This window comes from Leptolyngbya sp. AN02str (assembly GCF_050565595.1).
Classification (GTDB): Bacteria; Cyanobacteriota; Cyanobacteriia; order Elainellales; family Elainellaceae; genus Kaiparowitsia.
Window position 1 is genome coordinate 120366 of record NZ_JBNXVR010000012.1, and the last position, 26764, is coordinate 147129.

A 26764-nucleotide genomic window follows, 5' to 3' on the forward strand; every position below is an offset into this window, starting at 1 on the left:
TCAACCTTACTTGAGTCAGCCCCTTTGCTAAGGCTGCACAGTAGGAGCTTTAAAGGCTTTGGTTCGTAGGAGTGTATCTAAATCGATCACAGTTGATTCTTCACGGCCCACAATGATTGGCAACTCCCCATTCCAGCGTTCTATCGTTTGCCGCTGCAATAATTCTGGCGTTAGGCTTTCTTGCAATAGGCGTTGCGCTTCGGCTTCGCCCTTTGCCCAATTCACGCGTGCTTCTGCTTCGCGCAGTGCCTTTTTCGCCACAAATTCAGCCCGCTTGGCTTCCTGCTCGGCCACCTGCTTTGCTTCCACTGCATCACTAAACCGATTGGAAAAGTGGACATGCACCAGCGAAATATCATCCACAGTAATGTGGTAAGTTCGCAACCGACTCGTTAACTGGTCATCTACTTTGGCTTTCACTTCCCCTCGTTTCGTAATGATCTCTTCTGCTGTAAATTCTGCCATCACAGCTTTCAAGACCTCTTCCACAGCAGGATTAATAATGTGATTCACAACCGTCAGCTCATCTCCAATCTGCTGATACAGCACATGCGCTTCCGCAGGTACAATATGCCAGTTCAGCGCTACATCTGAGTAAACGTCCTGTAGATCGCGAGAAGATGCTTCTGCCGAAATTTGCTGCCCCTGCACGCGTACGCTGAGCTTTTTTACAGTATGCACTAGCGGCACAATCACGTGAATTCCTTCATCTAGAATTTGGTTCTGCACCTGCCCAAAACGCATTAATACTCCCCGCTCTCCCGCATTCACAATCACGAAAAAACTAGATAGAAACACGAGTGCCAGCAAGGTAGATAAGACACTCATGGCAATATTGATGTCTTTAGAGCTTCGACGTTGAGCTTTTGCAACTTGCTGAGTAATGTCCACATTCCCTCGCTCTAAAAGAAAGCATCAAATAATGCTGAGACCAAAATCAACCGCGTGTCCAAGCGCGAATAGCTGGAAATGGGCAAAATTTTTGCCCTACCTCTTGCCTGCCTCCTGTCTGACCTCACAGCATACTGCAACTTTGCACGAAATAATTCCCGGTAAGCAAGTGGGGTTTGAATCGGGCTGATAAACTCAACCGCTGTCGTTAAGCCAAAGCCATCTTTGCACCTTCGACGGCTCAAACGCTTAGTTGTTAAGCAGTCTAAGCCAGGTCTCTAATGGATAAAAGATTTACTTTGATTCGCAAGCAATTATGGTATTCTCTCTTAAAGTACGGTACACCGATCGATATTTAGATATATTGAATTACGTAGATAGGGTCAAGCCTTATGGGAATTTTGGTTGAAGGCGTTTTCAAAAGCTTTGGTAGTTTCGCTGCGTTGGAAGATATTAATGTCGAAATTCCGACAGGCTCGCTCGTGGCGTTGCTTGGCCCTTCGGGTTCAGGAAAGTCAACCCTGCTGCGCATCATTGCTGGTTTGGAAGAACCGGATACAGGGCATGTTTATTTAACGGGACGAGATGTGACTCATGATGAAGTGCAAGACCGTGGAGTTGGGTTTGTATTTCAGCATTACGCTCTGTTTAAGCATTTGACGGTTCGACAAAATGTGGCATTTGGGTTGGAAATTTCCAAATGGAAGCCAGAACGCATTAAAAATCGCGTTGATGAGCTGCTGGAGCTGGTTCAACTGTCGGCTTTTGGCGATCGCTATCCCTCTCAGCTATCGGGTGGGCAGCGACAGCGTATTGCATTAGCACGATCGCTAGCTCGTGAACCCAAAGTACTGCTGCTCGATGAACCCTTTGGCGCGTTGGATGCCAAAGTGCGAAAAGAGCTACGAAACTGGCTGCGGCGGCTGCATGAAGAAGTTCAGGTAACTACTGTATTCGTTACTCACGATCAGGAAGAAGCGATGGAAGTTGCTAGCCAGATTGTGGTGATGAGCAACGGCAAAGTTGAACAAGTCGGTAGCCCTGCTGAAATTTACGATAATCCCGCTTCACCCTTTGTTATGGGTTTTCTGGGGCCAGTCAATGTATTGTCGGGTAACACATCACTTGGTGGCAGAGCCCACACCACTAGCCGGGACAAAATTTACATTCGTCCCCATGACTTGATTGTGGAGTTGACCCCCAGCACAGATGCAGTTCCTGCAACTGTACAACGACTTATCCACTTAGGATGGGAAGCACAAGCTGAGCTTCGGCTAGATGATGGTCAAGTTGTCAACGTCCATCTCGATCGGCAACGATTTGATCAACTGAATTTGCAGCGATATCAGCGGGTGTTTGCCAAGCCTAAACAGGCAAAAGTATTTGCGACTTTAATCTGAACGACCGATTGAATCGTACACCTGTTTCTCGTTACATTAAGTTAATCAATTTTATTGATGAATTCGACAAAAATGAACAATTGCTTCTATGGGTTTTGCGCATTAGAGTGAAAGTATTGATGATACTTGCGGCTCAAGGGGTTAGTAGCTATGTTCAACGCTTGGTTTGATCGCTGTCGAGAAGAGCGCTATCTGCAGGGGTGTTGCGATCGCACAGCGGGTCTCTTACCTCGATTGGAAGATTCTTCTTACCTTATTGGATACTTCTCTGATCGACCAGAAGGATTAGACGAAGTTATACAACATTTCTCGTCTATTGAGGACTACTTACTCTGGAAACGCAAAACCATCAAGCCTGGATATTAAAACATTCATCCTTTCAACAAACAGAACCAATTCGAGACAAACAGTACTCAAATCGTTTGAATCACCCACTTCTACCAATAGAAGTGGGTGATTTTTTTAGAGCCATCATCACAATTTTGTTAATCGTTTGTTAAACTAATTTTAACCTCAAAAGATGCCTGAGAAATTAATAAAATTGCCCATCCTTCGGCAAGCGCAAAGCACTACATCCTCAAATTCCGTCTCCCAAATTTGGGACACGCGAACACAAGAGGTTGAGGGCCGTACCGAGACTTAAGGCACTTTTCAGACATCCTCTAAAGCTTGTCCCAAATTTGGGATGGCGACTGCTTCAGCTTTCTATCCTTCCAATCTCTAACATTGTTAACTGCATCTTTATCCCATAAATGTTGTGGGCTGTGATGGAGCTGCGATCGCATCACAACTAGTTTGTATAGAGATCTCAGTTAATAGCCAAGGCTGAGTCATTTTTACTTTTTGGAAGCTATTCTCCATGTCTTATATGTTTGTTCAATCCGATGATGTGTTGACCATCCTGTTTCGGTTAGGATTGGCTATGTTTTTGGGTGGCGTGATTGGATTTAATCGTCAAAGGGGAGGGAGAGCCGCTGGCGTGCGCACTTTTATGATTGTGAGTCTGGGAGCTGCTTTTTTTGTGATGATTCCTTTGCAGGCTGAAGGGGAAAACTCTTTTGCTGCCACCAATGCCCTCAGTCGTACGATTCAAGGTGTGGCCACTGGGGTGGGCTTTTTGGGGGCAGGGCTAATCTTGCAGCAATCATCCCGTAAGTTGGGAATCATCAAGGTGCGTGGATTAACCACGGCTGCCACAATATGGGCATCAGCAGGATTGGGAGCTGCCATTGGCTGCGGGTTGTGGCAAATGGGACTCATCGGGACTGGATTTATCTTGCTGGCTCTGAGTGGGGTCAAACGGGCTCAAAAGACTGTGAAGAAAACTGTCCAGTCATCTGCGTTTATTTTGCTGAGATCTAGGCCCTTAGAATCAACTCACTCTGGCAATTCAGCACCAGATGAACCCGATGCAAAAACATGACGTCTATTTGCTATTGATACAGAAGCGATCGCTCGTCATTTTAAATTACACTTTTCCGATCGGCAAAGTATTGTTGTGAATTCCTGATACACCAACCTCATCAAGCACGAGCTGATGATTGAAAAACTTGTGGGATCTTCATCAAAATGTTGAGTCAATGTATCACCGTCATTTTTCTTTTAATTGATAACAAACGAACCACAGCCGTCATCGGAAACCATTTATGGCATAAAGTTGCGATACCTCGCCTACGTTTTTTTGTCACATCTCAGTTGAGAATTCAACTTCACTTTTTCGAGTGATCTAGTCGGAATTAGAGGCATATTAAATTTTTATTTTGTTTATCTAGAACTTTCCGAATCTGGTCATATTGATCTAACGTATTAACGATGCGAATTGTCTACTTAAACTCTCGCATGGTTATGAACAATAGTATTCTCAATTCCATACCCTTTTCATCACTCAAGCGTCCTATCATTGCCATCGTTGGTAGTGGATTTAGCGGTACGTTAGTCGCAGTGCATCTATTACGCATGGCTGCTCAGCCTGTCACGATTATCTTAATTGATCGCAACGGCGAGTATGGTCGAGGAGTGGCCTATTCAACTACGCTCAGCCTTCACTTACTAAATGTGCCCGCTGGCAAAATGAGCGCATTTCCAGATGAGCCAGATCATTTTTTGACCTGGCTGCATGATGCAGGTTATGTAACCATCGAAGCAGCTACCTTCGTTTCGCGTCATCTGTATGGAAGTTATGTGCAATCTTTGTTGGAGCAGGCGATCGCTGGTGCACCAGCGCACGTGACTCTCCATCGTGTCATGGATGAAGCGATAGCAATTGAAGTTATCAACGATAGAACCACCCTAAGACTCCGAAACGGAACGGAACTTCAAGCAGATAAAGTTGTGCTGGCTTTGGGAAATTTTCAGGCTGCCTTACCTACTCCATTTGCGGCTTTACCTCGGTACAAGTCATATGTCCGCAATGCTTGGGCCAAAGGGGCAATTTCAGGGCTAAAGGCTAACGATCCCGTCCTCATCGTCGGCACTGGATTAACCATGGTTGATGCGGTCATTGCTTTGCGAGAACAAGGACACCAAGGTTCCATCTATGCGGTTTCTCGCCATGGGCTGCGGCCACAGCGGCATCAACCCTACATCCCTTATCCTAACCAACTAGCTGTGAGCACCGCCCCTAAAACAGCTCGTGGCCTGGTACGATGGGTTCGCAACGAGGTACAGCTAGCAATTGCTCGGGGGTACGACTGGCGCGCTGTTATTGATGCACTTCGGCCCATTAGTCAACCTTTGTGGCAGAGGCTATCAACGACTGAGCAGCGACGCTTTTTGCGTCATGCCAAGCCTTATTGGGAAGTCCACCGCCATCGTGTTGCTCCCCAAATGGCTAATATTCTCGAGTGTGCAGTCGCCCAAGGACAACTCATGTATCAAAGTGGACGTGTTCAGAGTTGCTATGTGGAGGGCGATCGCGTACACCTCATGATTCAACCGCGTCATCAAACAACACAAACTGCTCTAACAGTTTGCCGTATTCTCAACTGCACTGGCTTCAACTGTGACTATCAACAATTGCCACATCCTTTCATTGACAGTTTGCGCACGCAAAATTTAATTCAATTCAATCCAATTAGGTTAGGGATTGAAACAACCAACAATGGAGCCGTCATTCAGGCCAATGGTAAAGCTTCCGACATTCTTTATACACTAGGTACGCCTCGCAAAGGCAATCTCTGGGAAACAACCGCCATACCAGAACTGCGAGTGCAAGCGCAGGCTTTAGCAGCAGAAATACTTAATTCTCTTGGAGCAACTTCTTCGATGCTCTCTCCTACGGCTCTTGCTCCAAGGTGGTGAAGTCGTGAAATGTCCTGCTCTCCAGATATGAACCCTCATCCCTCCCCGAACGATATCCCCATCATTGACGTGCAACCGCTTGTATCTGCTGATGGCGCGGCGAATGCTGAGTTGTCGGCGTTAGAAGAAGCGCAGCATTCTGTTGCACGCCAAATTCGCTATGCCTGTCGCGAGTATGGTTTTTTCTATATTGTTGGCCATGGCGTTAGTGAACCGTTACAGCATCAATTAGAACAACTTAGCCGACGTTTTTTTGCCCTACGTTTGGCAGAAAAACAGCAGATTCAGATGGCACTTGGTGGCAAAGCATGGCGCGGCTACTTTGCCGTCGGAAAAGAACTCACATCGGGAAAACCCGACTTAAAGGAAGGGCTCTATTTTGGTGCGGAGTTGGGAAGCGATCACCCTGCTGTTCAGGCACATCTGCCCATGCATGGAGCCAACTTGTTTCCATCCCAAATACCAGAATTGCGGGAGACTGTGTTAAGTTACATGACCGCCATGACCGAACTCGGACATGCTCTGATGGTTGGTATTGCCTTAAGTTTAGGGCTAGAGCCTGGTTACTTTCGCGATCGCTTTACAGCAGACCCTTTCATCCTATTTCGTATCTTTCACTATCCTGCTTTCCATACTTTTGCTCATTCCCCGCACCATCATGAGCTATGGGGCGTTGGAGAGCATACTGATTATGGCTTGTTGACCATCTTGAAGCAGGATGACTGCGGTGGGTTGCAAATTAAGTGCCAAAATCAGTGGATTGAAGCACCACCAGTTCCCAATTCGTTTGTGTGCAATATTGGCGATATGCTCGAGCGCATGACCCAGGGATTTTACCAATCTACGCCTCACCGGGTGAAGAATATCTCAGGCCGCGATCGCCTTTCATTTCCATTCTTTTTTGATCCAAATTTTTGTGCTGAAGTTCATCCAATTTTGATAGATGCATCAGCTCAAAACCTCAATATATCTCATGGGCGCTGGGATAGAGCATCTGTTCATACTGTTTCTGGCACCTATGGAAATTATATTTTGAAGAAAGTCTTCAAAGTATTTCCAGATCTCACAAAAACAACATCATTGCCAGGTGAATTGAATGGCTAGCAACCTCGGAATATTCGTTTTTTTGGGCAGCTTTTCTAGATGGAACGAGGTGAACCTCTGAGGAAAAACCATCCTTCAGTCTAGCTAATGTGAACGGCAACTCATGCTAAGTAGGGCTTGCCGAAAAAAGCGCTAAAGACTTACTGTGTCTAGTCTCAAGCGGGATCAAGTCTGATAAAGTGCAAGGAAAAAGCGTAAAATCCCTCAAAATCCTTGCACGAGCTTGCCGATGTACCGCCGTTCTACCCCGGGTCAACTATCGCTCGAGAATTTCTACTTGCCGTTTGGGGGCAAGTTATTGGGTGAGAATCGCTGGGTGAAGTTGGCACAGTTGATTCCGTGGGAGGCATTTGGCAGCGGCAGTGGCGCTATCCTCAGTTCGTTCTGATGGCTGTTTAAGTGCTAGCAGTCCCCAGGATTGAACTGTCAGCCCTCCCAAAACTCGTAAAATACTTTTTCAGCAGGCCCTAAGTAATCTTTGTATGTTGGCAGCTGGTTTTGGGCAAATATAGCCGCATAGCCTGATTCATCTCATCATAGAGGTGGTTGGTTGCGACGAAAACACAAATAATAAAATCGCTTTATTGAACCCATCAAAAAGATGATTTGCGCTTATTTAAGTGGCATCTTAAATTGAAAATCAACTCAGCAATATACCAGAGTTTCTCCAACATCAATTTGCTGACCTTTTAACGAATTCAAGGGTCGGCTTCTCTTTAGCAATTAAGTCTGCTAAATGGGTAACATTCTCAATCTAGAGCCAACATATTTCATAAACTGCTTCTATTAAAGGTAATCATTTTTAACTCAATATCTTTACGGTTTCGTCCATTTTCTCGATATCTAGAAGATGGGTTGATGTCGCATGTCCGATTGAACATGAATCGGTGGAGCAAACGTTATCCAAATTAGTTTTCTCGTTCTATTTCTTGATGTAGATGCTATGGCTTTATTAACTGGATCTCTTGCATTGGCAATCGCCACTGCGACTGCAACCACCTTTGATGACAACATTTACCTTACGTTATTTTTTGGTAGGGTTAATCAAACCTTTCGGCCTCGCCATATTGTGGTGGGTGAGTTTGTTGGGTTTACAGCTTTAGTAGGTGTCAGTTTAGTTGGTTTCTTAGGAGGATTGGTTGTTTCCCATATGTGGATCGGGTTACTTGGCTTCTTGCCAATTGCCATTGGTGTAAATACGCTACTCAGTCGAGACGAGAATGATGGCGAGACGATTCAGGACACATCCCCAAACCTATCGCGTCGCTGTAGTTACCCGTGCCGCTCTAAAGCAACGGTATGGAAAACAATATGTGAGCCCCAAACCTACCGGGTTGCGGCAGTTACCATTGCCAATGGAGGCAATAATATCGGCATCTACATTCCTCTATTTGCCAGCAGCACCTTACCGAATTTAGTGCTAACTCTAAGCGTATGTTACACCGCCATTGGGCTTTGGTGTTTACTATCTTATAGCATCGTACGTCGACCTGCGATCGCATTCATTATGGCTCGCTATGTGCGCAAAGTTGTTCCCTTTGTATTGATGTGGATCGGGTTCTCCATCCTGCTGGATAACCAGTCTTACCAATTACTCGCTGGCTTGTTCTAGCAGTCCGCTAACTCAATTTGCATTGACAACGCACTACCTTGGATTGATTAACGACTGACTAAGAGCTGATTTATAAAGAGAAGCTAAAAGCCTGTTATGTTGAGCTTGTGCAGATTTTAGGCTGGATGTAGCCGAATGGGTGCTCATCATGACTCGTCTGCCAAAGATTGCCAATCCTATCCGTAAACCCTACCCAAGTGACCTCAGCGATGCGGAGTGGGAAGTGATGCAAACCCTGATCCCTCAGCCGAAAGGCTTTGGGCATCCGGTGGAAGTTGATTTCAGGGAAATTCTCAATGGCATCTTCTATGTGCAACGAACCGGATGCCAATGGGAAATGATGCCTCACGACTTACCGCCCTACAGCACGGTGTACCGCTACTTCCAAAAGTGGCAACGCAAAGGGGGCTGGCAACAGATGCATGACTTAGCCCGAGAGAAACTGCGAACGAAATTAGGCAGAGAGCCAGAGTCCACCGTTGCGATTGCCGACTCCCAATCGGTCAAGACCACGGAAAAAAGGGGGCGGTCTACGGTTTTGACGGTGGTAAGAAGGTTAAGGGGCGTAAGCGCCATGTCGTCGTAGACTCCCAAGGATGGTTGATTGGAGTTGTGGTGACAGAGGCAAACGCCTCAGAACGATTGGGGGCTGTCGTGGTCCTAGATGAGGCCAAAGAGAAGTTAGCCAAACTCAAAGTGATTTGGGTGGATCAGGGGTATTCTGGCAAGAACTTTGCCAGTGCTGTTCGGCACGTTTGTGGTGACGGGGTGCGGGTAGAGGTTATCCAACGAACCTCACCGACGTTCGAGCCTCAACCGAAGCGGTGGATTGTGGAGCGCACCTTTGGTTGGCTCAATCGGTTCAGGCGGTTGAGCAAGGATTATGAGGTGTATTCAGAGGTCAGTGAAGCGATGATTTATGGCTCCTTACTGCGGCTGATGCTTCGAAGATTAGGAGCTTAAGATTTCATTCATAAATCAGCTCTAAGACTGTAACCTAACGTAAAGAAACAGGTACTAACCCCTGGGCTGCACTCGCCGTGTGTGGCCCAGGGGTTATGTTTTTATGCTGCTGCTCATCTACGCCACCTCGCGAATTTCCACACCACGTCAAAAATTGTGCTGGCTTAAGGGTTGCGTTTTGTCAGGCAGTTATGGCATATTGCTGATCACCAAAACTACGATATCTCTACCAAATTACCGTAGTTTTTTTTGTGTCAGGCGTTTACAGGCTCAGTTTCTTAAGCTCCTCTATCAGTGGATGGGAAGCCATCGCGTTCTCTTGCTTGGATGAGCGATCGCATATCTCAGCCGAAACTTCCAAACGGAGGAAATCCCATGAGTGACATTAGATCTGGGTGGCAAAGCACCCTAGTCGCAACTTTTGGCCAACTCAAGCGCTGGATACAGCATCGTGTCCGAGCTTCGGTCGTGCTATTTGTTGTGGGCATTGGAATGAGTGTGGCGATCGCCTCCTGCACCTCTAGCTCTTTACCAACTCCATTTGCTAATGTGTCTGCTTCGCCTGTTGCCCAAACTCGGGTTGTGCGAATTGGTCATCAAAAGTTTGATCCATTCACATTAGTAAAAGCCCGGGGTGGATTAGAGAAGCGGCTAGAGGCGTTGGGGGCAACGGTAGAGTGGACAGAATTTCAATCTGGGCCACCGATGCTAGAAGCACTCAACGTGGGCAGCATCGACATTGGCCGTACTGGCGATGCGCCACCTGTGATTGCTCAGGCCGCCGATGCTCCCTTGGTTTACATTGGCGGCAGTGCTCCAAAAGATCGCAGCTCAGCCGTCATCGTTCCACCAGACTCAACTATTCAATCTGTCGCTGATCTCAAAGGTAAAAAAGTTGCTTACGCTAAAGGATCAAGCGCCAACTACCTGATTGTGCGAGTTTTGGAAACTGCTGGACTAACGCTAGCTGATATTGAATCGGTGTACCTGACTCCGGGGGATGCCCGCTCAGCATTTGAACAAGGCAATGTAGATGCCTGGGCAATTTGGGATCCATTCTACGCAGCAGCCCAGCAGCAGTCCAATGCGCGAGTGCTTCGCGATAGCGAAGGCCTTGTAGCCAACCGCGATTTTTATCTTGCTTCCACATCGTTTGCAGAATCTGGAGCAGATATTATTCAAGCGATCGCGGCAGAAACCCAAGCCGTTGCAGCTTGGGCAGATGCGAATCCTGAAGCAGTAGTCAATATTCTGTCACCCCTATTGGGTATTGAAGCATCTGTATTAGACACAGTAACAAAGCGTCGAAACTATGGTTTTGAAGAATTCAACGACGCCATGCTAACAGAACAGCAGCAGATCGCAGATACCTTCAGCAAACTGCAATTAATCCCCAAACCCGTCAACGTAAAAGACAGTGTGTGGAACGCAAAATAACACGCATTCTCCAAAATTTTGGAAACACTCGAGTGTACTGTATGAGTAACTTATTGAAGGAACGCTTAAAGGGCTATCCAGAATCAAAACTGACCCTTGGGTGGAGATGGATTCGTCGAGTATTTCACCTATCTTGGCAACAGCGATCGCTCTTGTTTGCCTTAGGAATCGGGCTCAGCATGGCGATTGCAGCGTGTACTGCTCAACCGACTGAACCCGTTAGCAGTCCAGCCATATCACCCCCTGCATCCCCTGCGCGTCAACTCCGCATCGGATATCAAAAATCTTCAACCGCACTCAATCTTTTGAAGAATCGAGGCGATCTTGAAAGTCGGCTCACGTCTGACGGGGTAACCGTAGAGTGGAATGAATTTGCGGCTGGCCCTCAAATGCTAGAAGCGCTGAATGTTGGCAGTATTGACTTTGCCTACACAGGCGAAACGCCCCCTGTCTTTGCCCAAGCGGCTGATGCTCCTCTGCAATATGTCGCCTATGAACCACTTGGAGGCTCTGCGGAAGCCATTCTTGTGACCAAAGATTCCCCCATTCAAACCGTAGCCGACCTGAAAGGCAAAAAAGTAGCGTTGAATAAAGGCTCAAACGTCCACTATCTTCTGGTTCGTGCTTTAGAAGAGTCGGGTTTACAGTACAGCGATGTTGAAACCGTGTTTTTGCCACCCGGAGATGCACGGCCTGCATTTGAGCAGGGTGCTGTAGATGCTTGGGTAATCTGGGATCCATTTCAGGCCGCAGCAGAAACAGCAATCGGAGCCCGAGTATTAATTGATGGTAAAGATCTTGTCAAAAATAATGGCTTTTTCTTATCCACTCAATCCTTTGTCAACAGCCATCCTGACTTGTTGAATGTGCTATTAGAGGAGCTGAGAACTGTTAGCACATGGGCAAAACAAAACCCAGAAGATGTCGCAATTTTTTTGTCCGCAGAGTTGGGAATTGACAAGCCATCACTACAACTTGCAGAACAGAGGCGAGATTATGGTGTACTGCCCATCACAGACGAGGTCGTGAACAATCAGCAGAAAATTGCAGATACATTCTCACAACTCAACCTCATCCCAAAACAAATTAAAGTTGCAGACGCTGTTTGGAAGGAATAAGGAATCAAGTATGAACATTTTTTGGTTTATTCCGTTACATGGGGATGGACGCTATTTGGGCACATCTCGCGGAGGCCGTCCCCTTACACCAGAATATTTGAAGCAACTGGCTGGAGCCATTGATCAGCTTGGGTTTGAGGGTGCACTCTTGCCAACAGGCCGCTCCTGTGAAGATGCTTGGATCACAGCGTCATTACTAGTTTCTGTCACACAGCGGATGAAGTTTTTGGTTGCAATTCGCCCCGGTCTTTCATCCCCGAGCATGGCAGCTCGCATGGCAGCCACATTTGATCGATTATCCAAAGGTCGCTTGCTAGTGAATGTTGTCACAGGCGGCGATCCAGTAGAGCTAGCAGGCGATGGTCTGCATTTGGACAAAGAAGCTCGTTACGAGTTGACCGACGAGTTCTTGGCCGTATGGCGCAATGTCATGGCTGGCAATATTTCTGATTTTGACGGCCAACATTTGAAAATCCAAGGCGGAAAGCTATTATTCCCTCCAGTACAGTATCCCTATCCGCCACTCTATTTTGGCGGGTCCTCTCCTGCGGCAAAGCGTGTTGCTGCCAAGCACGTGGATTTATATCTCACTTGGGGAGAGCCTCCGGCCCAAGTCGCCGAAAAAATTGCTGAGGTGCGGCAACTGGCGGCAGAGTATGGCAGAACGATTCGCTTTGGGATTCGACTGCATGTAATTGTGCGTGAAACTGAGGCAGAGGCGTGGGCTGCTGCGAACAACTTAATCCGACATTTAGATGATGAGACAATCGCTGCGGCTCAAGCGGCCTTAGAAAGAGCCGACTCGGAAGGGCAGCGCCGTATGGTGGAGTTGCATGGTGGTCGTCGAGAAAATCTGGAAATTTATCCTCACTTGTGGGCTGGAGTCGGACTGGTGCGGGGTGGTGCTGGAACAGCCTTGGTGGGCAATCCCGATCAAGTTGCAAGTTTGATGCAGGAGTACGCAGCTCTGGGGATTGATACGTTTATTTTCTCGGGATATCCCCATTTAGAGGAGGCCTACCGAGTGGCCGAACTGCTATTTCCTAAGCTGCCGCTAGAGAACTTACCGAAGGTCGAGCCCAGCCGATTTGTTAGCCCGATTGGAGAAATTATTGCCAACGACAAGTTGCCGACAAACGCTAGTTGATTCAACAAATGAGCTGGGGTGATCGCCCAATACTTTTCTCACTCATTAACCACGACATGAATATGCAACTTGAGAATGCTAAAGCTCATCCTTATGCCCTAAAAAAGATGCCCTGGGACAATGTAGTGCCTTGGCTAGTTCCTCTTGGATGTCTCATCATTTGGCAAATTTGCTCTCAGATGGGATTGATTCCTACACGAATTTTGCCAGCCCCCACCAAAATTCTGGAAGCAGCATTGCGGTTGAGTATGAGTGGCGAGTTGCTACGTCATGTTCAAGTAAGTACACACCGCGCTTTGATTGGGTTCGCTATTGGGGGTGGTATTGGATTAGCTTTGGGATTCCTCAACGGCATGTTGCCTATTGCTGAGAAAATACTAGATAGCTCTATTCAAATGGTTCGCAATGTTCCACATTTAGCCTTAATCCCATTGGTGATTTTGTGGTTCGGAATAGGAGATGAAGCACGAATATTCCTTGTCGTTCTTGGGGTCTTTTTCCCGATATACATCAACACTTTTCACGGAATTCGGTCGATTGATCCAAACTTGGTAGAAATGGGTCAGGTTTATGGACTTAGTCAACATGAACTACTGATCCAAATTATTCTTCCTGGTGCGTTATCGAATGTGTTGGTGGGATTGCGCTATGCGTTAGGACTCATGTGGCTAACATTGATTGTGGCAGAAACGATTGCAGCCAACTCTGGGATTGGCTACATGGCAATGAATGCTCGCGAGTTTATGCAGACAGATGTCGTCGTCCTCAGTATTTTGCTGTATGCGCTGTTGGGTAAACTTGCAGACTCTGCTGTGCGCTGGTTAGAGCGATCGCTCTTGCCCTGGCATCCCAGCCAAAATGCTTAGACTATCGTGTGCGCTCGTTGGATGAGCGTCCAAGGCTTTTCGTTGGCAAATTTATGTTTTTCCTGGTTTATTGAGAGATCTAGATTTATGACCTCGCGATCATCTGCTCAATCATCAACCCAAGTCGGTGCTCATCTTCAGATTCGCAATTTGTACAAATCCTATGGCAACTCTGGCGTGCTGAAAGGCATCGACCTCGACATTTTACCTGGGGAATTTGTAGCTGTGGTTGGAAAGAGTGGATGCGGTAAAAGTACATTATTGCGGCTGCTTAGTGGTTTGGATATTCCAACCCGAGGTGAAATTTATAACAATGGGATGCCCATGTATGGCTTAAACCGAAATGCGCGAGTGATGTTTCAGGATTCTCGATTACTACCTTGGCGGCGGGTGCTAGATAACGTCACCTTAGGCATGAAGCAGCAGGGTAAATGGCGGGGCCAGTGGGCTTTGCAGCAGGTAGGGTTGGGTGATTATGCTCAGCGATGGATTATGCAACTGTCTGGTGGACAGCGACAGCGGGTCGCTTTAGCACGGGCTCTAGCTAGTCAGCCTCGATTGCTGCTGCTTGATGAACCTCTAGGGGCTCTGGATGCACTCACTCGGTTAGAGATGCAGCAACTCATTCGTACCATATGGCAAGAGCAGGGGTTCACGGCTGTTCTTGTAACTCATGATGTGGAAGAAGCCGTGTATCTGGCTAATCGTGTTTTAGTGATTGAAAATGGGCAGCTAAGGCTAAATCTATCTATCGATTTAATGCACCCTCGCAACGAAGGTTCGCCAGAGTTCGCTAGCCTCAAAACACAAATTCTTGATTTTATTCTTCAACGACAACCAGTCCCATCCACGTAACTGATTTGCAAATGCTACTCATTCCCAAATCAGGTGCCAAGCTGCGATCGCAGTATTTCTATACCTGAGCTTTGAATTTTGACCTAGGAGACTTTCTACAAATTCGTTTACTCTCTTCAAATTTTGTCAAGTCAAGATGAAACAACAGCCATTGTTAACGCTCACGCTCATCTGTTTAACTGGTTTTTTTGTTGCGTTTACTCTTAGCTTTATTCACGTTCGATTTGCGTGGGTTTCTCCTGCTAAGCCCTCCATTAGTACCAGCATTTCAGGATCGCTGGTATCAGACTAGGCCCTCTTCTAACTTCTCCAAGGTGAGTATATTACTAGCTAACTTAATTCAAATTCGAGTTCGAGTTTTTGTTCCCAAGCGGTTTCGAGGTGAGCCAGTTTTGTCTTACCTTACGTCTCGTTATGGCATTACGTTCAACATCATAACAGCCACATTAAAAAGTGAATCCGATGGTCAATTTGATTTGGAACTAACTGGTACAACTGAGCAAATTAGGCGTGGCTTAGACTACATGAAAGCAATGGATTTATCGATCATAAGCAGGCCAAATCCTGATGGAGGTGGCTGGCATCAATAAGTGTCCAGTCAGCTTATTTTAGTAGTTTAATCAGCCAGACTTGAGGCACTTCTAGATATCCGTTTAGAAAAACCAATCATGCTTGAGAGTTATACAATTGCATAATGTGTCATGGGCTTAGCCCACAACACATCATCAAAATCGTTAGTTTTCTGTATAGTGCATCAGTCATGCATAGTGTTCAATATGGCTGGTCAGAATACTCAGCAACGCTCTTATACATGGTGCATAAGAGCGTTGAACAGCTGATAAGTTTAGCTTTGACTCCAGCATCCTTCAACGGCTCCTCACCCCATTGAGATGTTCATAAAATAGCTAAATCTCGTAATGCCAAACTTCTGCATCTGGCGCGAGTACAAGCTGTCGCGACAGGCGATGAATCACATGATTCTGCTCAAACATGCTAAGTGTGCGAGTAACGGTAACGCGTGTTAATCCGCTAAAATCTGCCAAGTCTTGATGCGTTAATTTCAGGGCAATTAACGTTCCATTATTTACTGGTTGACCAAAACGCTTAGCTAACCAAGTTAGTAAGTCCAACAAAATTTCATCTGAGCGACGTCCAGAGCGAATGATCATCAAGTCGTGTGCCTGTTTCAGATGACTCAGTAATTCCTCTGGAACCGGTTGCCAGTCTTGAAATGCGATTGCGGTTACCGACACATCAGTCAAGGCTTCGATTTGACAGTTGGCACTTTGGGTTAATCCCTCTCCAACAACATCACCCGACTGCCAAATCCCTAAAGGGACAACAGTACCATCCCTCCGCCAAGTCATGGCCCGCACCACACCACACTCAATTCGCCATAAGCAGGATGAACGAGAAGGTAAGAGCGATCGCCGAGGATATTGATGGATAAAAGATTGAGAAGATGAACTTCGGGATGTTGCAGAGGATGAAGTTGGAGACAGAGAAGATATCGGTATTGATGGGATAGAGGAGAAAACCATAGCTTTAGGATGCTCAAAAGTAAAAGCTGAACACTATCTCCCAAATGCAGCGTGCGGCGACCTGCTAAAAGGAGCGCTCAAGGTTTGGAAATATCTTTTTAATGCTTGGCAGGCTTTTGGTTCGCCTTCCAGTATTGATGTAACGATACAATTGCCACGCTGATCAATAGCAATACTGCAATTCCAGCGATGCAAGCATAGGGATAAATTCTGCGCCAAATCTGGACCCACCGGATTAACCGAAGCTTGAGCGATGGAACCACAGTGTGAGTGTGAAGCAGTGCGGGACGATGAAGCGAAATAGCCATAGCTGTATGCAAGTAGTGACAACGAAGCGTGGGAACGTTAACAAATCAAGAATTTAGAAGCATTTAACCGTAGCGCAGTTAAATACGGTAAGTCTATCGAATTACCGTAAATTGTAGCAGCAAGTATTACACACTCTGGTTTTAATTTCAACGATGCCTTGGTTGATGCAGCAGTTTTCAGGATAAGTTTCAAAGCCAAGCGGTTATCCCCCAAAGAACACAGCCGCTTGGCTCTGAGCTCGGGGAATAGCCTATGACAGGCAAGATAATGCCCGGTTTGGCTTCAAAACGAGAATGACTGTGGTTGATGCTGCCCAATATGCGGACTGCGTATGAATGTGCGGCTGGTCTCCGATTTTTATGGATTCGTACCGTTCAACTCGCCATTCCCACACTCAATACAGATGAAACCCAGGATTAGTCTGGCTTTCTGCAACCACATAGGCATAATTAACGATTAGTCGATAGATTTTGTGTAGTTTGCATCTTGCTTTTCGATTTTGGTTGTGCAAGGATAGCTAAACCTAGATACATCGGTATATTGATCGGCTTATGAGATTTTAGTTTTCGCTTTTATGAATGGTTTGTGTTTTCAGGTTCTCCAGAAGTGTCCGGTTCGCATTGAGCACGACTTCGTCGCAGTTTGTTGTGCCAGCCCCATGTGATTGTTCAGCATCGGTAGAGTCCTTGTTTTCTAACCAGAGATTTGCTCTATCAAGCGATCGCATTTCAAGTTTGAACTTGCCCTGTTCAACTTCAGCCCTTTTCTTTTGACTGTTTCAGTTCAGCTACAGTCGCTTCTCTGCTCGCCTCACCTGTACATTTCATTGATTAGAAGGACATCGGGATTTATGCATATTCGGCTCAGTAGAAGGAAGTTTTCACGAAGAGGATTGGGAAACTTCTCATCTGTTAATGCTAAGATTGGCGGCGCGATCGCAGCGCTTGTTGCTTCATTGGTGTTTGTGACAGCCTTGTTAGTCACCTCACCATCCTTCGCCAGTAGCTCAACGACAGTTCGCTTTGTCTCACCTGCTTGGGTTGCCGAGCATATCGAGGATCCCCAAGTCCGCATTCTAGATGTACGTATCAACCCACTGGATTACATTGGTGGACACATCCCCCGTGCCGTCCACATTGCCGACAACACATTTCGTGGCCCAAACGGGCGCTTGCCAGTGCAATATTGGGAAACCAACAAGATTCAATCCTTATTCCAACAAGCTGGCGTTAGCAGCAATAGCCATGTGGTCATTTACTCGGACGAAGCGAGCATCTTGGGCTCCACAATGGTGAGTTATCTCCTAGAGCGAGGTGGATTGCGTAATATTGCCATATTAGACGGTGGATTTAAGGCCTATAAAGAAGCTGGACTCCCTATTACCAAAGAGTTTCCACAATATACCGTCGGCAACTTTAGATTTCGGGACAAGCCTGCACTGCGTGTTTCGCTTGATGAGGTTCGCAATCTTATCGGTAATTCTGACATTACCTTTATCGATCCTCGTCCCGCTGCGTTATTCGCAGGTGAAGTCGATTTGTTTATACGAAACGGTCACATTCCGGGAGCCAAAAATATTCCTTGGCCTTCTTTCACCATCGGGGAAGCAAATCAGCATCAGCTCAAGCCTTTAGCCGAAATTCGAGCTTTGCTGGCTCAGCGGGGCATCACTCCAGATGACACCATTATCGTGACGTGCAGTACTGGACGGGAAGCAACACTGCAATACACCGTTTTGAAGCATCTGTTGAATTACCCCAATGTACGGATTTATGAAGGATCTTGGACAGAATATTCTGCTCAGCCAGATTTACCTGTAGAAACGGGGCGTGATCCTGAACTGCTCTAGATTTGTTGCAGTTGAGTGAATAGATAGAATCACTTCTGACTTCTGACAAGTTCACTCAACTGTTAATCCTGCTCAACCTTGCGAAGGACTTTACGTTTGAAATGGGAATAATGGCAGTGATGAGGCTTGTAATGATCATAGGAATGATGCTAGCAACGTATGGAATGAGCGCACCAATAACGCAAAGCGCGATCGCTCCATCTTCTAACACAACTCAAATCGTAAGCTGTTTACCGAGTGATGACACATCAGCGGAGCAAGAGCCGCAACAGCCGCAACAGCAACAGTCTCAAAGCTAGCGCTAGTTCATCATAGAACCAAAAGATAGCTATTGAAGCTTTGAACGTAGTGTTGCCTGCTAGTAGTCATAGGAAAGTATTTGCCTGTAACCAAGTACTGACATCAGCCGTACTACATCAATCAACCGTAAGTTGGCTACAATTTGCTCCGAAATTTTACAGATTTGCTTGATCAGCCGGGTGCAGTTGTTACTTTTGGTTATCCATATCAGATAGCTAACCCAACAATTTGTAACCTTCTTAAAAAAGACACTTCTCTCAGTATTCATGATGTCCATACTTGAATTGAGGCGTGAAGAAACGATGGAATTATCGGCGAAGGTTGAATATGCATTATTAGCCCTGTTAGAACTTGCAGACTACTTCCCAAAGGGTGAGCCTGTTCAAATTCGCCATATTGCCGAACGGCAAGATATTCCTGATCGCTACTTAGAACAAGTATTCGCTGCTCTTCGCAAGGCTGGAATCGTTGTCAGCCAGCGCGGAAATAGGGGAGGATATTTACTTGCTCGAGAACCCTGGCAAATCACCATTCTCGATATTTTTCATGGTCTAGAAGACTCTCAGCCGTCACGTGTTGATCAAGAAACGAACTCTCTTTGTCGAGCAATTGTGCGTGATATTTGGAAAGAAGCTCAGCAAAATGCTAAACAGGTTCTACAAAGCTATACCCTTCGAGACCTCTGTCAAAACCGAGAGGTTCGACAACAACTAAATAATATGTATTTCATCTAAAAGAGACTTCTTGCGGAGTAAGAAGCCTGAGAAAAAACTGGCCTGTCACTTCTATTCAAGTTGAAGAAGATACTAGGTTACAAGAAGTGACATACTCCCAGCGCCGCTCTATGAGGCTTAGTTTTAGCAACGGAAAATTTTTGGGTAGCCCTAAAGATGTAAGGATAGAAGAGAAATAGTTAGCCTAGACGCCCCATGTCTGATTCTCAGCCTAGCTGCCCTACCTGCCAGTCAACTCACATCGTCAAGAATGGCAGAATCCATAATGGCAAACAGAACTTTAAGTGTCGTGAGTGCGGTAGACAGTTTGTGCAAGCCCCCCAAAATAAAATCATTGATGAAGCAACTAAAACCCTGATTGATAAACTCCTGTTGGAGAAGATTCCGTTAGCGGGTATTGCCAGAGTAGCAGAGGTTTCCGAGCCTTGGCTTCAGAGTTACGTCAATCAGAAATACCAGAATGTGCCCCGTCAAGTGGAAGTACGGGCTAAAAAAGGGACGCTTAACCATTCAGTGTGATGAGATGTGGTCATTTGTGGGTAACAAGGGTAATAAGCAGTGGATTTGGCTAGCACTGGATGTCCAAACGCGAGAAATTGTTGGTGTATACGTCGGCGATCGAAGCCAAGAGGGTGCCCAAGGATTGTGGGATTCATTGCCATCCGTTTATCGACAGTGTGCTGTCGCTTACACCGCTTTTTAGTCTGCTTATGAGGAAATCTTCCCCAGCAAACGACATCAAGGTGTGGGTAAGGATAGTGGCAAAACCACCTATATTGAGCGGTTTAACTGTACCTTGCGCCAGCGGGTGTCACGTTTGGTGAGGAAGACGTTATCGTTTTCCAAGAAATTGGAGAACCATATTGGGGCCATTTAGTACTTTGTTCACCACTACAATGCATCCTTACCTATTTAGCACCACCCAGACCCTAAGCAGGAGGGGCAACTCTCCTGCTTAGGGTAACACTTATATTCTTGAGTTTGGCAGGCGATATACTTTAGGAAACGGATGATAGTCCTTCATCGGAGGAGCATTCAATGATTACCCTACCTGGAATTACTATCCACAGCAAAATCTATGAGAGCTTAGCTTCTTTGGTGTATCGGGGTATCAGAGAGCAAGATGATTGTGCAGTGATTGCCAAAGTTCTCAAGCAGGATTATCCCTCTCCTCAGGAATTAACTCGCTATCGGCAGGAGTATGAAATTACTCGTTTTCTCAACATTGAAGGCGTAGTCAAAGCATACAGCCAGCAAGACTACCAACGCACGCTGATTATTCTTTTGGAAGACTTTGGTGGAGAGTCTTTGGAATGCTGGATGCGGCAACAATTAGACTTTTGTCCCATGCCGCTGTCGGTTTTTTTGAATATGGCGATCGCCATTACTGATACTCTAGGCAAAATCCATGCGGCTCATGTCATCCATAAAGATATTAATCCTGGCAATATTATCTTTAATCCGAGGACTGGCGTTGTCAAAATCATTGATTTCGGCATTGCAACTCGCTTCAGTCGCACCAGTCCCACATTCAAAAGCCTCCATCTTCTAGAAGGAACCCCTGCATACGTGTCACCAGAGCAAACCGGGCGGATGAATCGGGTGCTTGACTATCGTACCGATTTCTATTCCCTGGGTGTAACCTTCTACGAACTGTTGACGGGACAACTACCGTTTCCCACTAAAGATCTTCTAGAGCTAGTCCACTGCCACATTGCTAGACCGCCGACTCCCCCGCATAAATTGAACGCAACGATTCCCCAACCTGTTTCAAACCTGATTTTGAAACTGATGGCAAAAAATGCAGAGGATCGTTATCAGAGTGCCTGGGGCATCAAAGCAGATTTAGAACGCTGCGCTCAACAACTGGCAGAAATAGGCCAGATTAACGCCATATCCTTGGGACTGCAAGATGTTTCTGAGCAGTTCCGCATTCCTCAAAAACTGTATGGACGAGCAGCGGAGATCGAAGCATTATTGGCTGCGTTTGAGCGAGTGGCCGGAGGGAAAGGGCTAGAGGAGCGGAGGAGTAGAGAGCGATCCCACACCCCACACCCCGCACTCTCCTATAGCCAAATGATGCTGATCTCCGGTTACGCTGGCGTTGGCAAAACGGCATTGGTACAGGAACTCTATCAACCCATCACAGCAAACCACGGCTATTTCATATCGGGGAAATTTGACCAATTCCGGAAGAATGTTCCCTACAGCGCTATTGCGGCTGCTTTGCAAAAGTTGGTGCAGCAACTCCTGGGAGAACCGGATGGGCAGGTGGAATTGTGGCGATCGCGTCTACTCACTGCTTTGGGAAGCAACGGACAAATTATCGTAGATGTCATCCCCGAAGTCGAGTTAATCATTGGCAAACAGCCACCTGTGCCCGAAGTTGGAGCAACAGAAGCACAGAATCGCTTCAATCTCACGTTTCAAAAGTTTGTGCGGGCGTTTTGTGCAAAAGAGCATCCCCTAGTTATTTTCTTAGACGATCTACAGTGGATCGATTCTGCAACTTTAAAGTTAATCGAACTCATCTTACTTGATGAGCATATCCCGTATCTGTTTTTGATCGGAGCCTACCGAGATAACAAACTGACTCCAACGCATCCGTTGGTCTTAACGCTAGAGAGCCTGCGAAACCAGGGAGCAGTATTTCAGGAAATCATCCTGACCCCTTTAACACTGGAACCGTTGAGTCAACTGATATCTGAGACATTACATCACAATCCTGATATCGTTCGCTCCCTAGCCCAAACTGTGTCACGTAAAACCGAGGGCAACCCTTTCTTTGTTGGTGAATTTTTGAAGCTGCTGCATAGCGAAAACCTGTTGACCTTTGATGCCCAACAGTTGAGCTGGCAGTGGAACCTAGCAGAGATTGAATCTCAAGACATCACTGCTAATGTGGTGGAGTTGCTGCTGTATCAATTGCAGAAATTGCCGGAAGCAACACAGCAAGTTCTCTCCATCGCTGCCTGTGTCAGGGCTGAATTTGATTTAGAGACGTTAGCCATCATCTGCGAAAAATCACCGAAAGCAATTTTCCAGGATTTATTAGAAGCAATACAAGCAGGATTAATTCAACCTCTGTCTGAATTGGACGAAGATTTGTTGGTTCAAGAGTATAAGTTTCTGCACGATCGCGTTCAGCAAGCGGCTTATGCTTTGATTGATGAATCGCAGAAACAGGTTGTTCATCTCCAAATCGGTCGCAATTTGCTCGAAAAAACTTCACCAGAGCAACGATTCGATTGGTTGTTTGAAATCATCGATCACCTCAATCGAGGACTTGAGCTAGTCACTGCTCGATCAGAACGAACTGAGATTGCCAGATTGAATTTAGTGGCAGGTCAGAAAGCAAAAGCAGCAACAGCTTATGAAGCAGCTTTTAAGTATTTTACTACAGGGCTTAAACTCCTCAATACAGAGAGCTGGCAGAGTGAGTATGATCTCACCTTAGCGCTGTACTCAGAAGCAGCAGAAGCGGCGTATCTCCAGGGTCGCTTTGATGAGATGGAACAGTTGGCAGAAGTGGTACTTGATCGCGCTAAGACAGTACTTGATAAAGTGCAGGTTTACGACAGCAAAATTCAAAGATATTTGTCGCAGAGCAACTTGAAAGAAGCACTCAAAACTGGCTTGGAAGTGTTGAAACTTCTAGGAGTGGTTTTACCAAAAAATCCAAGTGAGTTAGATGTTCGAGACGGATTGGAGTCAACGGCGGCACTACTCGCTGAACGAGAAATTGAAGACTTGATTAATTTACCAGAGATGATTGCACCAGAACCGCTAGCAGCAATGTCAATCCTAGCGAATATAGGGTCTGCGGCATTCATAGCATCACCAGCACTGGTAATACTGATTGCTTGCAAAATGGTGAGTTTATCAATCAATTACGGCAATACTACCTGGTCACCACTGAATTATGCTGGCTACGGGTTTGTTCTATGTGGAGTTGTTCAAGACATTGAACTCGGCTATAAATTTGGTCAATTGGCTCTTAGCTTAGCAGAACGATTGAATACTAAAAAAGGCAAGGTTAAAGCATTACACATATTTAGTTACCATGTTATGCAATGGAAAGTACACCTTAAGGAGACGATACCACTACTGGTTGAGGCTTATCAGGAAGGAGTAGAAACCGGAGATTTTGAAATCGCTAGTTATGTTGCATATACCGTGTGCCATCACTCATTTTTCGTCGGGGAGGAACTCACCCAACTGGAACAGAAAATGGCAACCTACAGCAAAGCGGTTGACCGAATCAGACGGGAAAGCCCCTCGACTTGGATTGCGATAGTGTGGCAGACCATTCTTAATTTGTTAGATAGGTCCGGGAATCCCAGCCGCTTAGTTGGTCGGGTGTTTAATGAAGAGGAGGCGTTACCACACGCTATTGCAGTTAAAGATGGAATTACAATTCAAATACTCTATTTGCACAAAGTCATGTTGTGTTATCTATTTGGAGAACACCATCAAGCTGTACAGACTGCTATTTTGGCAAGGCAACATTTTGAAGAAGCGTCGGCAATAAAGCTTTTACCTATATTCTGCTTCTATCATTCTCTAGCGCTTTTGAGCCTGTTGCTCGATGCTTCAATCTCTGAAAAAGTAGCTTGGCTAAACTGTGTTAAAACCAACCAAGAAAAAATGCAGAAATGGGCAGAACACGCCCCAATGAATTATCTACATCAATTTTATTTGGTCGAGGCAGAGAAAGCGCGAGTCTTAGAGCAATTTCTTGAGGCTGAGGAGTTTTATGAACGGGCGATCGCAGGTGCTGCTGAAAATGAGTATATCCAGGAAGAAGCATTAGCTTATGAATTAGCGGCTAAACATTATCTGGCGCGAGGCCGAGAAAAAATTGCTCAAACTTATATGAAAGAGGCGCACTATTGCTATAGTCGCTGGGGCGCAACCGCTAAAGTTAAAGACTTAGAAAACCGCTATCCACAGTTCTTTCCTCAGTTGCCTAGAGCTGCTTCCGCATCAATTCCTATTACTGCTGAAACTATCACTAATCCCTTCCATACCGCTTTCGACTTAGCAGCAGTGATGAAAGCTTCACAGGCGATTTCTCGTGAAATTGAACTGAAGCAACTGCTGCGATTACTGATGCAAACTTTAATTGAGAATGCTGGCGCACAAACTGGATATCTGATTTTAGAAAGCTCAGGAGAATGGTTGGTTGAAGCGGCTTGTGAACTCAGTGCTGACGAGAATGCTTGTGCGACTCAGGTGTTGCAGTCTATTCCAATTGCCGATCAATTGCCAGAGTCAATCATTCAATATGTGATTCGGACTTTGAAGCCCGTCACCTTAAATAATGCGACTCGCGAAGGTGACTTTATTAATGAGCCATACGTTCAGCAGAACCAGCCGCAATCTGTTTTCTGTTTACCGCTGCTGAATCAATCCAAGCTGGTCGGTGTATTGTATTTAGAAAATCGGTTAACAACTGGAGTGTTTACACCAGAACGATCGCAGGTCTTGCAGCTATTATCGACTCAAGCAGCGATCGCTATCGAAAATGCCAACCTTTACGCAGAACTGCGGGCTAAGGAAAGCAAGATCACTCAGTTCCTTGAAGCGATTCCGGTGGGAATTGCGATCGTTGACGCGGCGGGTCGCCCTTACTATACCAACCAATGCGGCAATCAACTCACAGGCAAAGAAACTGATACTTCCCTAACACCGGAGCAGATCTCAGAGGCTTATCAGCTTTATGTAGCGGGAACTGATCAAATCTATCCAGCGGAGAACTTGCCTATTGTGCAGGCATTGAGGGGCGAACGCATCAGGACTGAGGATATAGAAATTCGTCGTGATCATGTCACAACTCTAATTGAGGCACGGGGAACACCCGTTTTTGATCAACAGGGCAACATCACTTATGCGATCGCTACCTTTCAGGACATTACAGAGCGCAAACAGGCCGAGCAACTCCTAGCCGACTACAACTGCACTTTAGAGCAACAGGTCGCAGAACGAACTGCTGAGTTACAACGCAGTGAAGCTAAGTTCCGAGCTATCTTTGAAAACTCACAGGTCGGCATCTTCCGAAACCGCCTCTCGGATGGATTAATTCTCAATGCCAACCAACGCCTTGCCAATCTGTTGGGCTTTGATTCACCAGAGGAGATCATTGGGCTGGAAAACAGCATCGACTATTTTGTAAACCCTAGCGATCGCCAACAGGCCCATGAGTTGCTGAAGCGCGATGGGGAACTGCGCGGCTATGAATTTCAGATGCGAAAACGAGATGGGACAGTGTTTTGGGTACTTTCCTCTTGTTATTTGAACGCAGACGATGACTACGTCGAAGGGGTGATTGCGGATATTAGCGATCGCAAACAAGCAGAAGAAGCCCTGCAAGCCTCAGAGTCAAAGCTACGGACTCTAATTGAGGCAATTCCCGATCCATTGTTTGTACTGACTGCTGAAGGGCGATTCCTTGAAATAATTGCACAGGAACCAAATCTACTATGGCAACCCTTTGAGGAGATGATTGGTAAGACCATGCATCAACTTGGAAAGGAACAAGCCGATGAATTTCTAAGTTATATTCAGCAGGTGCTGAGAACCCAACAAATCCTCACAGTGGAGTACAGTACGTTTCTAAATGGCCGAGAAGCCTGGTTTTCGGCTCGTATTGCCCCAATCAACCACGATCAGGTGATTTGGTTAACGCGAGATATTACGGCGCTAAAACAAGCAGAAACAGCCTCAATTTTAGAGGAGCGCAACCGCATGGCACGTGAAATTCACGATACCCTTGCTCAGGCGTTTACAGGCATTCTGGCTCAGGTCGGAGCGGCAAACCAGGTGCTAACGGATGATGTAGAAGCAGCTCAGGCACACCTAGACCTGATCAAAGAATTGGCGCGAGCTGGACTGACTGAAGCGCGGCGATCGGTCGTGGCGCTCCGTCCTCAGCTTTTGGAGGAAGGCAGTTTACAGAGCGCTCTCCAGCGTCTCGTAACTCAAATCAGAGCGGCTGCAAATGATACCACTTTGTATTATGAGGTGAAGGGGACAGCGTATGCTCTATCAACTGAAGTAGAAAGTAACCTGCTGCGGATTGGGCAGGAAGCCTTAACCAATGTGATCAAACACGCCAACGCTGACGAAATTCGAGTGGAGCTAATCTACGAGCATGATCAGTTTTTGTTGCGCGTGAAAGACAACGGGCAGGGCTTTGGAGTTGGAAGTATCCCGTCCTCTGAGGGATTTGGCTTACTCGGCATGAGCGAACGGGCAGAGCGCATCGACGCACAGCTCACAATTAGGAGTCAACCTGGACAGGGAACGGAGATTGTGGTTGTTGTTGGGGTGTAGGGT

19 protein-coding genes and 1 pseudogene are annotated in these 26764 nt (G+C 46.3%); 17 read left to right on the forward strand and 3 right to left on the reverse strand.

Annotation, left to right across the window (positions count from 1 at the left end):
- Positions 1-27: 27 nt before the first annotated feature.
- Positions 28-828: a prohibitin family protein gene (locus ACQ4M4_RS11810; protein WP_430684677.1), complete on the reverse strand. Its 801-nt coding sequence runs from the start codon at positions 826-828 to the stop codon at positions 28-30.
- Between the two features lie 455 nt (positions 829-1283).
- Between ACQ4M4_RS11810 and ACQ4M4_RS11815 the strand changes: the two genes are divergently transcribed.
- The 13 genes from ACQ4M4_RS11815 (at position 1284) to ACQ4M4_RS11875 (ending at position 15283) form a co-directional block, all read left to right on the forward strand.
- The gene (locus ACQ4M4_RS11815; protein WP_430684678.1) at positions 1284-2291 is read left to right on the forward strand and encodes a sulfate/molybdate ABC transporter ATP-binding protein; all 1008 of its coding nucleotides are present in this window, start codon (positions 1284-1286) and stop codon (positions 2289-2291) included.
- A gap of 859 nt (positions 2292-3150) precedes the next feature.
- Positions 3151-3714, forward strand: a complete 564-nt coding sequence (locus ACQ4M4_RS11820; RefSeq protein ID WP_430684679.1) for an MgtC/SapB family protein — start codon at positions 3151-3153, stop codon at positions 3712-3714.
- A 422-nt stretch (positions 3715-4136) separates the two neighbouring features.
- On the forward strand, positions 4137-5591 hold the full coding sequence (locus ACQ4M4_RS11825; protein WP_430684680.1) for an FAD/NAD(P)-binding protein: 1455 nt from the start codon (positions 4137-4139) through the stop codon (positions 5589-5591).
- Between the two features lie 9 nt (positions 5592-5600).
- Entirely contained in the window at positions 5601-6695 is a 1095-nt protein-coding gene (locus ACQ4M4_RS11830) for an isopenicillin N synthase family dioxygenase (protein WP_430684681.1), read from the forward strand.
- A 229-nt stretch (positions 6696-6924) separates the two neighbouring features.
- Positions 6925-7083 (forward strand): hypothetical protein, encoded by a 159-nt coding sequence (locus ACQ4M4_RS11835; protein WP_430684715.1) that lies wholly within the window; start codon positions 6925-6927, stop codon positions 7081-7083.
- 555 nt (positions 7084-7638) lie between these two features.
- Entirely contained in the window at positions 7639-8307 is a 669-nt protein-coding gene (locus ACQ4M4_RS11840; protein WP_430684682.1) for a cadmium resistance transporter, read from the forward strand.
- A 148-nt stretch (positions 8308-8455) separates the two neighbouring features.
- Positions 8456-9270 (forward strand): IS5 family transposase gene (locus ACQ4M4_RS11845; protein WP_430684683.1). Its coding sequence is split into 2 segments (ribosomal slippage): positions 8456-8822 and positions 8822-9270, totalling 816 coding nucleotides; the frame shifts between segments, so codons are not numbered across the junction.
- A 375-nt stretch (positions 9271-9645) separates the two neighbouring features.
- Positions 9646-10707, forward strand: coding sequence for a sulfonate ABC transporter substrate-binding protein (locus ACQ4M4_RS11850; protein ID WP_430684684.1), 1062 nt, complete (start codon positions 9646-9648; stop codon positions 10705-10707).
- 41 nt (positions 10708-10748) lie between these two features.
- Positions 10749-11825 carry a sulfonate ABC transporter substrate-binding protein gene (locus ACQ4M4_RS11855; protein ID WP_430684685.1) on the forward strand — a complete coding sequence of 359 codons (1077 nt, stop codon included), beginning with the start codon at positions 10749-10751 and terminating at the stop codon, positions 11823-11825.
- 10 nt (positions 11826-11835) lie between these two features.
- Positions 11836-12972 (forward strand): FMNH2-dependent alkanesulfonate monooxygenase, encoded by a 1137-nt coding sequence (ssuD, locus tag ACQ4M4_RS11860; protein ID WP_430684686.1) that lies wholly within the window; start codon positions 11836-11838, stop codon positions 12970-12972.
- Positions 12973-13028: 56 nt separating this feature from the next.
- Positions 13029-13838 carry an aliphatic sulfonate ABC transporter permease SsuC gene (gene ssuC / locus ACQ4M4_RS11865; RefSeq protein WP_430684687.1) on the forward strand — a complete coding sequence of 270 codons (810 nt, stop codon included), beginning with the start codon at positions 13029-13031 and terminating at the stop codon, positions 13836-13838.
- A gap of 87 nt (positions 13839-13925) precedes the next feature.
- Positions 13926-14693: an ABC transporter ATP-binding protein gene (locus ACQ4M4_RS11870; protein WP_430684688.1), complete on the forward strand. Its 768-nt coding sequence runs from the start codon at positions 13926-13928 to the stop codon at positions 14691-14693.
- 314 nt (positions 14694-15007) lie between these two features.
- A complete protein-coding gene (locus tag ACQ4M4_RS11875; protein ID WP_430684689.1) occupies positions 15008-15283 on the forward strand; it encodes an NIL domain-containing protein in 276 nt (91 codons plus the stop codon).
- Positions 15284-15598: 315 nt separating this feature from the next.
- On the opposite strand, the gene ACQ4M4_RS11880 is transcribed toward ACQ4M4_RS11875, so the two are convergent.
- On the reverse strand, positions 15599-16234 hold the full coding sequence (locus tag ACQ4M4_RS11880; RefSeq protein ID WP_430684690.1) for a Crp/Fnr family transcriptional regulator: 636 nt from the start codon (positions 16232-16234) through the stop codon (positions 15599-15601).
- Between the two features lie 98 nt (positions 16235-16332).
- Positions 16333-16542, reverse strand: coding sequence for a hypothetical protein (locus ACQ4M4_RS11885; protein WP_430684691.1), 210 nt, complete (start codon positions 16540-16542; stop codon positions 16333-16335).
- 893 nt (positions 16543-17435) lie between these two features.
- Here ACQ4M4_RS11885 and ACQ4M4_RS11890 point away from each other — a divergent pair.
- The 4 genes and pseudogenes from ACQ4M4_RS11890 (at position 17436) to ACQ4M4_RS11905 (ending at position 26761) form a co-directional block, all read left to right on the forward strand.
- Positions 17436-18392, forward strand: coding sequence for a sulfurtransferase (locus ACQ4M4_RS11890; RefSeq protein WP_430684692.1), 957 nt, complete (start codon positions 17436-17438; stop codon positions 18390-18392).
- A 566-nt stretch (positions 18393-18958) separates the two neighbouring features.
- Positions 18959-19426: an RrF2 family transcriptional regulator gene (locus tag ACQ4M4_RS11895; protein WP_430684693.1), complete on the forward strand. Its 468-nt coding sequence runs from the start codon at positions 18959-18961 to the stop codon at positions 19424-19426.
- A 195-nt stretch (positions 19427-19621) separates the two neighbouring features.
- A pseudogene (locus ACQ4M4_RS11900) lies at positions 19622-20303 on the forward strand (IS1 family transposase).
- Positions 20304-20464: 161 nt separating this feature from the next.
- The gene (locus tag ACQ4M4_RS11905) at positions 20465-26761 is read left to right on the forward strand and encodes an AAA family ATPase (RefSeq protein ID WP_430684694.1); all 6297 of its coding nucleotides are present in this window, start codon (positions 20465-20467) and stop codon (positions 26759-26761) included.
- The last annotated feature ends 3 nt before the right edge of the window (positions 26762-26764 follow it).

Bases quoted from the DNA above. Each gene is read 5' to 3' on its own strand.
- ssuC (WP_430684687.1), top strand. From the start codon at position 13,029: ATGAATATGCAACTTGAGAATGCTAAAGCTCATCCTTATGCCCTAAAA.
- ACQ4M4_RS11855 (WP_430684685.1), top strand. From the start codon at position 10,749: ATGAGTAACTTATTGAAGGAACGCTTAAAGGGCTATCCAGAATCAAAA.
- ACQ4M4_RS11880 (WP_430684690.1), bottom strand. From the start codon at position 16,234: ATGGTTTTCTCCTCTATCCCATCAATACCGATATCTTCTCTGTCTCCA.
- ACQ4M4_RS11870 (WP_430684688.1), top strand. From the start codon at position 13,926: ATGACCTCGCGATCATCTGCTCAATCATCAACCCAAGTCGGTGCTCAT.
- ACQ4M4_RS11840 (WP_430684682.1), top strand. From the start codon at position 7,639: ATGGCTTTATTAACTGGATCTCTTGCATTGGCAATCGCCACTGCGACT.
- ACQ4M4_RS11895 (WP_430684693.1), top strand. From the start codon at position 18,959: ATGATGTCCATACTTGAATTGAGGCGTGAAGAAACGATGGAATTATCG.
- ACQ4M4_RS11830 (WP_430684681.1), top strand. From the start codon at position 5,601: ATGTCCTGCTCTCCAGATATGAACCCTCATCCCTCCCCGAACGATATC.
- ssuD (WP_430684686.1), top strand. From the start codon at position 11,836: ATGAACATTTTTTGGTTTATTCCGTTACATGGGGATGGACGCTATTTG.
- ACQ4M4_RS11820 (WP_430684679.1), top strand. From the start codon at position 3,151: ATGTCTTATATGTTTGTTCAATCCGATGATGTGTTGACCATCCTGTTT.
- ACQ4M4_RS11815 (WP_430684678.1), top strand. From the start codon at position 1,284: ATGGGAATTTTGGTTGAAGGCGTTTTCAAAAGCTTTGGTAGTTTCGCT.
- ACQ4M4_RS11825 (WP_430684680.1), top strand. From the start codon at position 4,137: ATGAACAATAGTATTCTCAATTCCATACCCTTTTCATCACTCAAGCGT.
- ACQ4M4_RS11885 (WP_430684691.1), bottom strand. From the start codon at position 16,542: ATGGCTATTTCGCTTCATCGTCCCGCACTGCTTCACACTCACACTGTG.
- ACQ4M4_RS11835 (WP_430684715.1), top strand. From the start codon at position 6,925: ATGTACCGCCGTTCTACCCCGGGTCAACTATCGCTCGAGAATTTCTAC.
- ACQ4M4_RS11905 (WP_430684694.1), top strand. From the start codon at position 20,465: ATGATTACCCTACCTGGAATTACTATCCACAGCAAAATCTATGAGAGC.
- ACQ4M4_RS11850 (WP_430684684.1), top strand. From the start codon at position 9,646: ATGAGTGACATTAGATCTGGGTGGCAAAGCACCCTAGTCGCAACTTTT.
- ACQ4M4_RS11810 (WP_430684677.1), bottom strand. From the start codon at position 828: ATGAGTGTCTTATCTACCTTGCTGGCACTCGTGTTTCTATCTAGTTTT.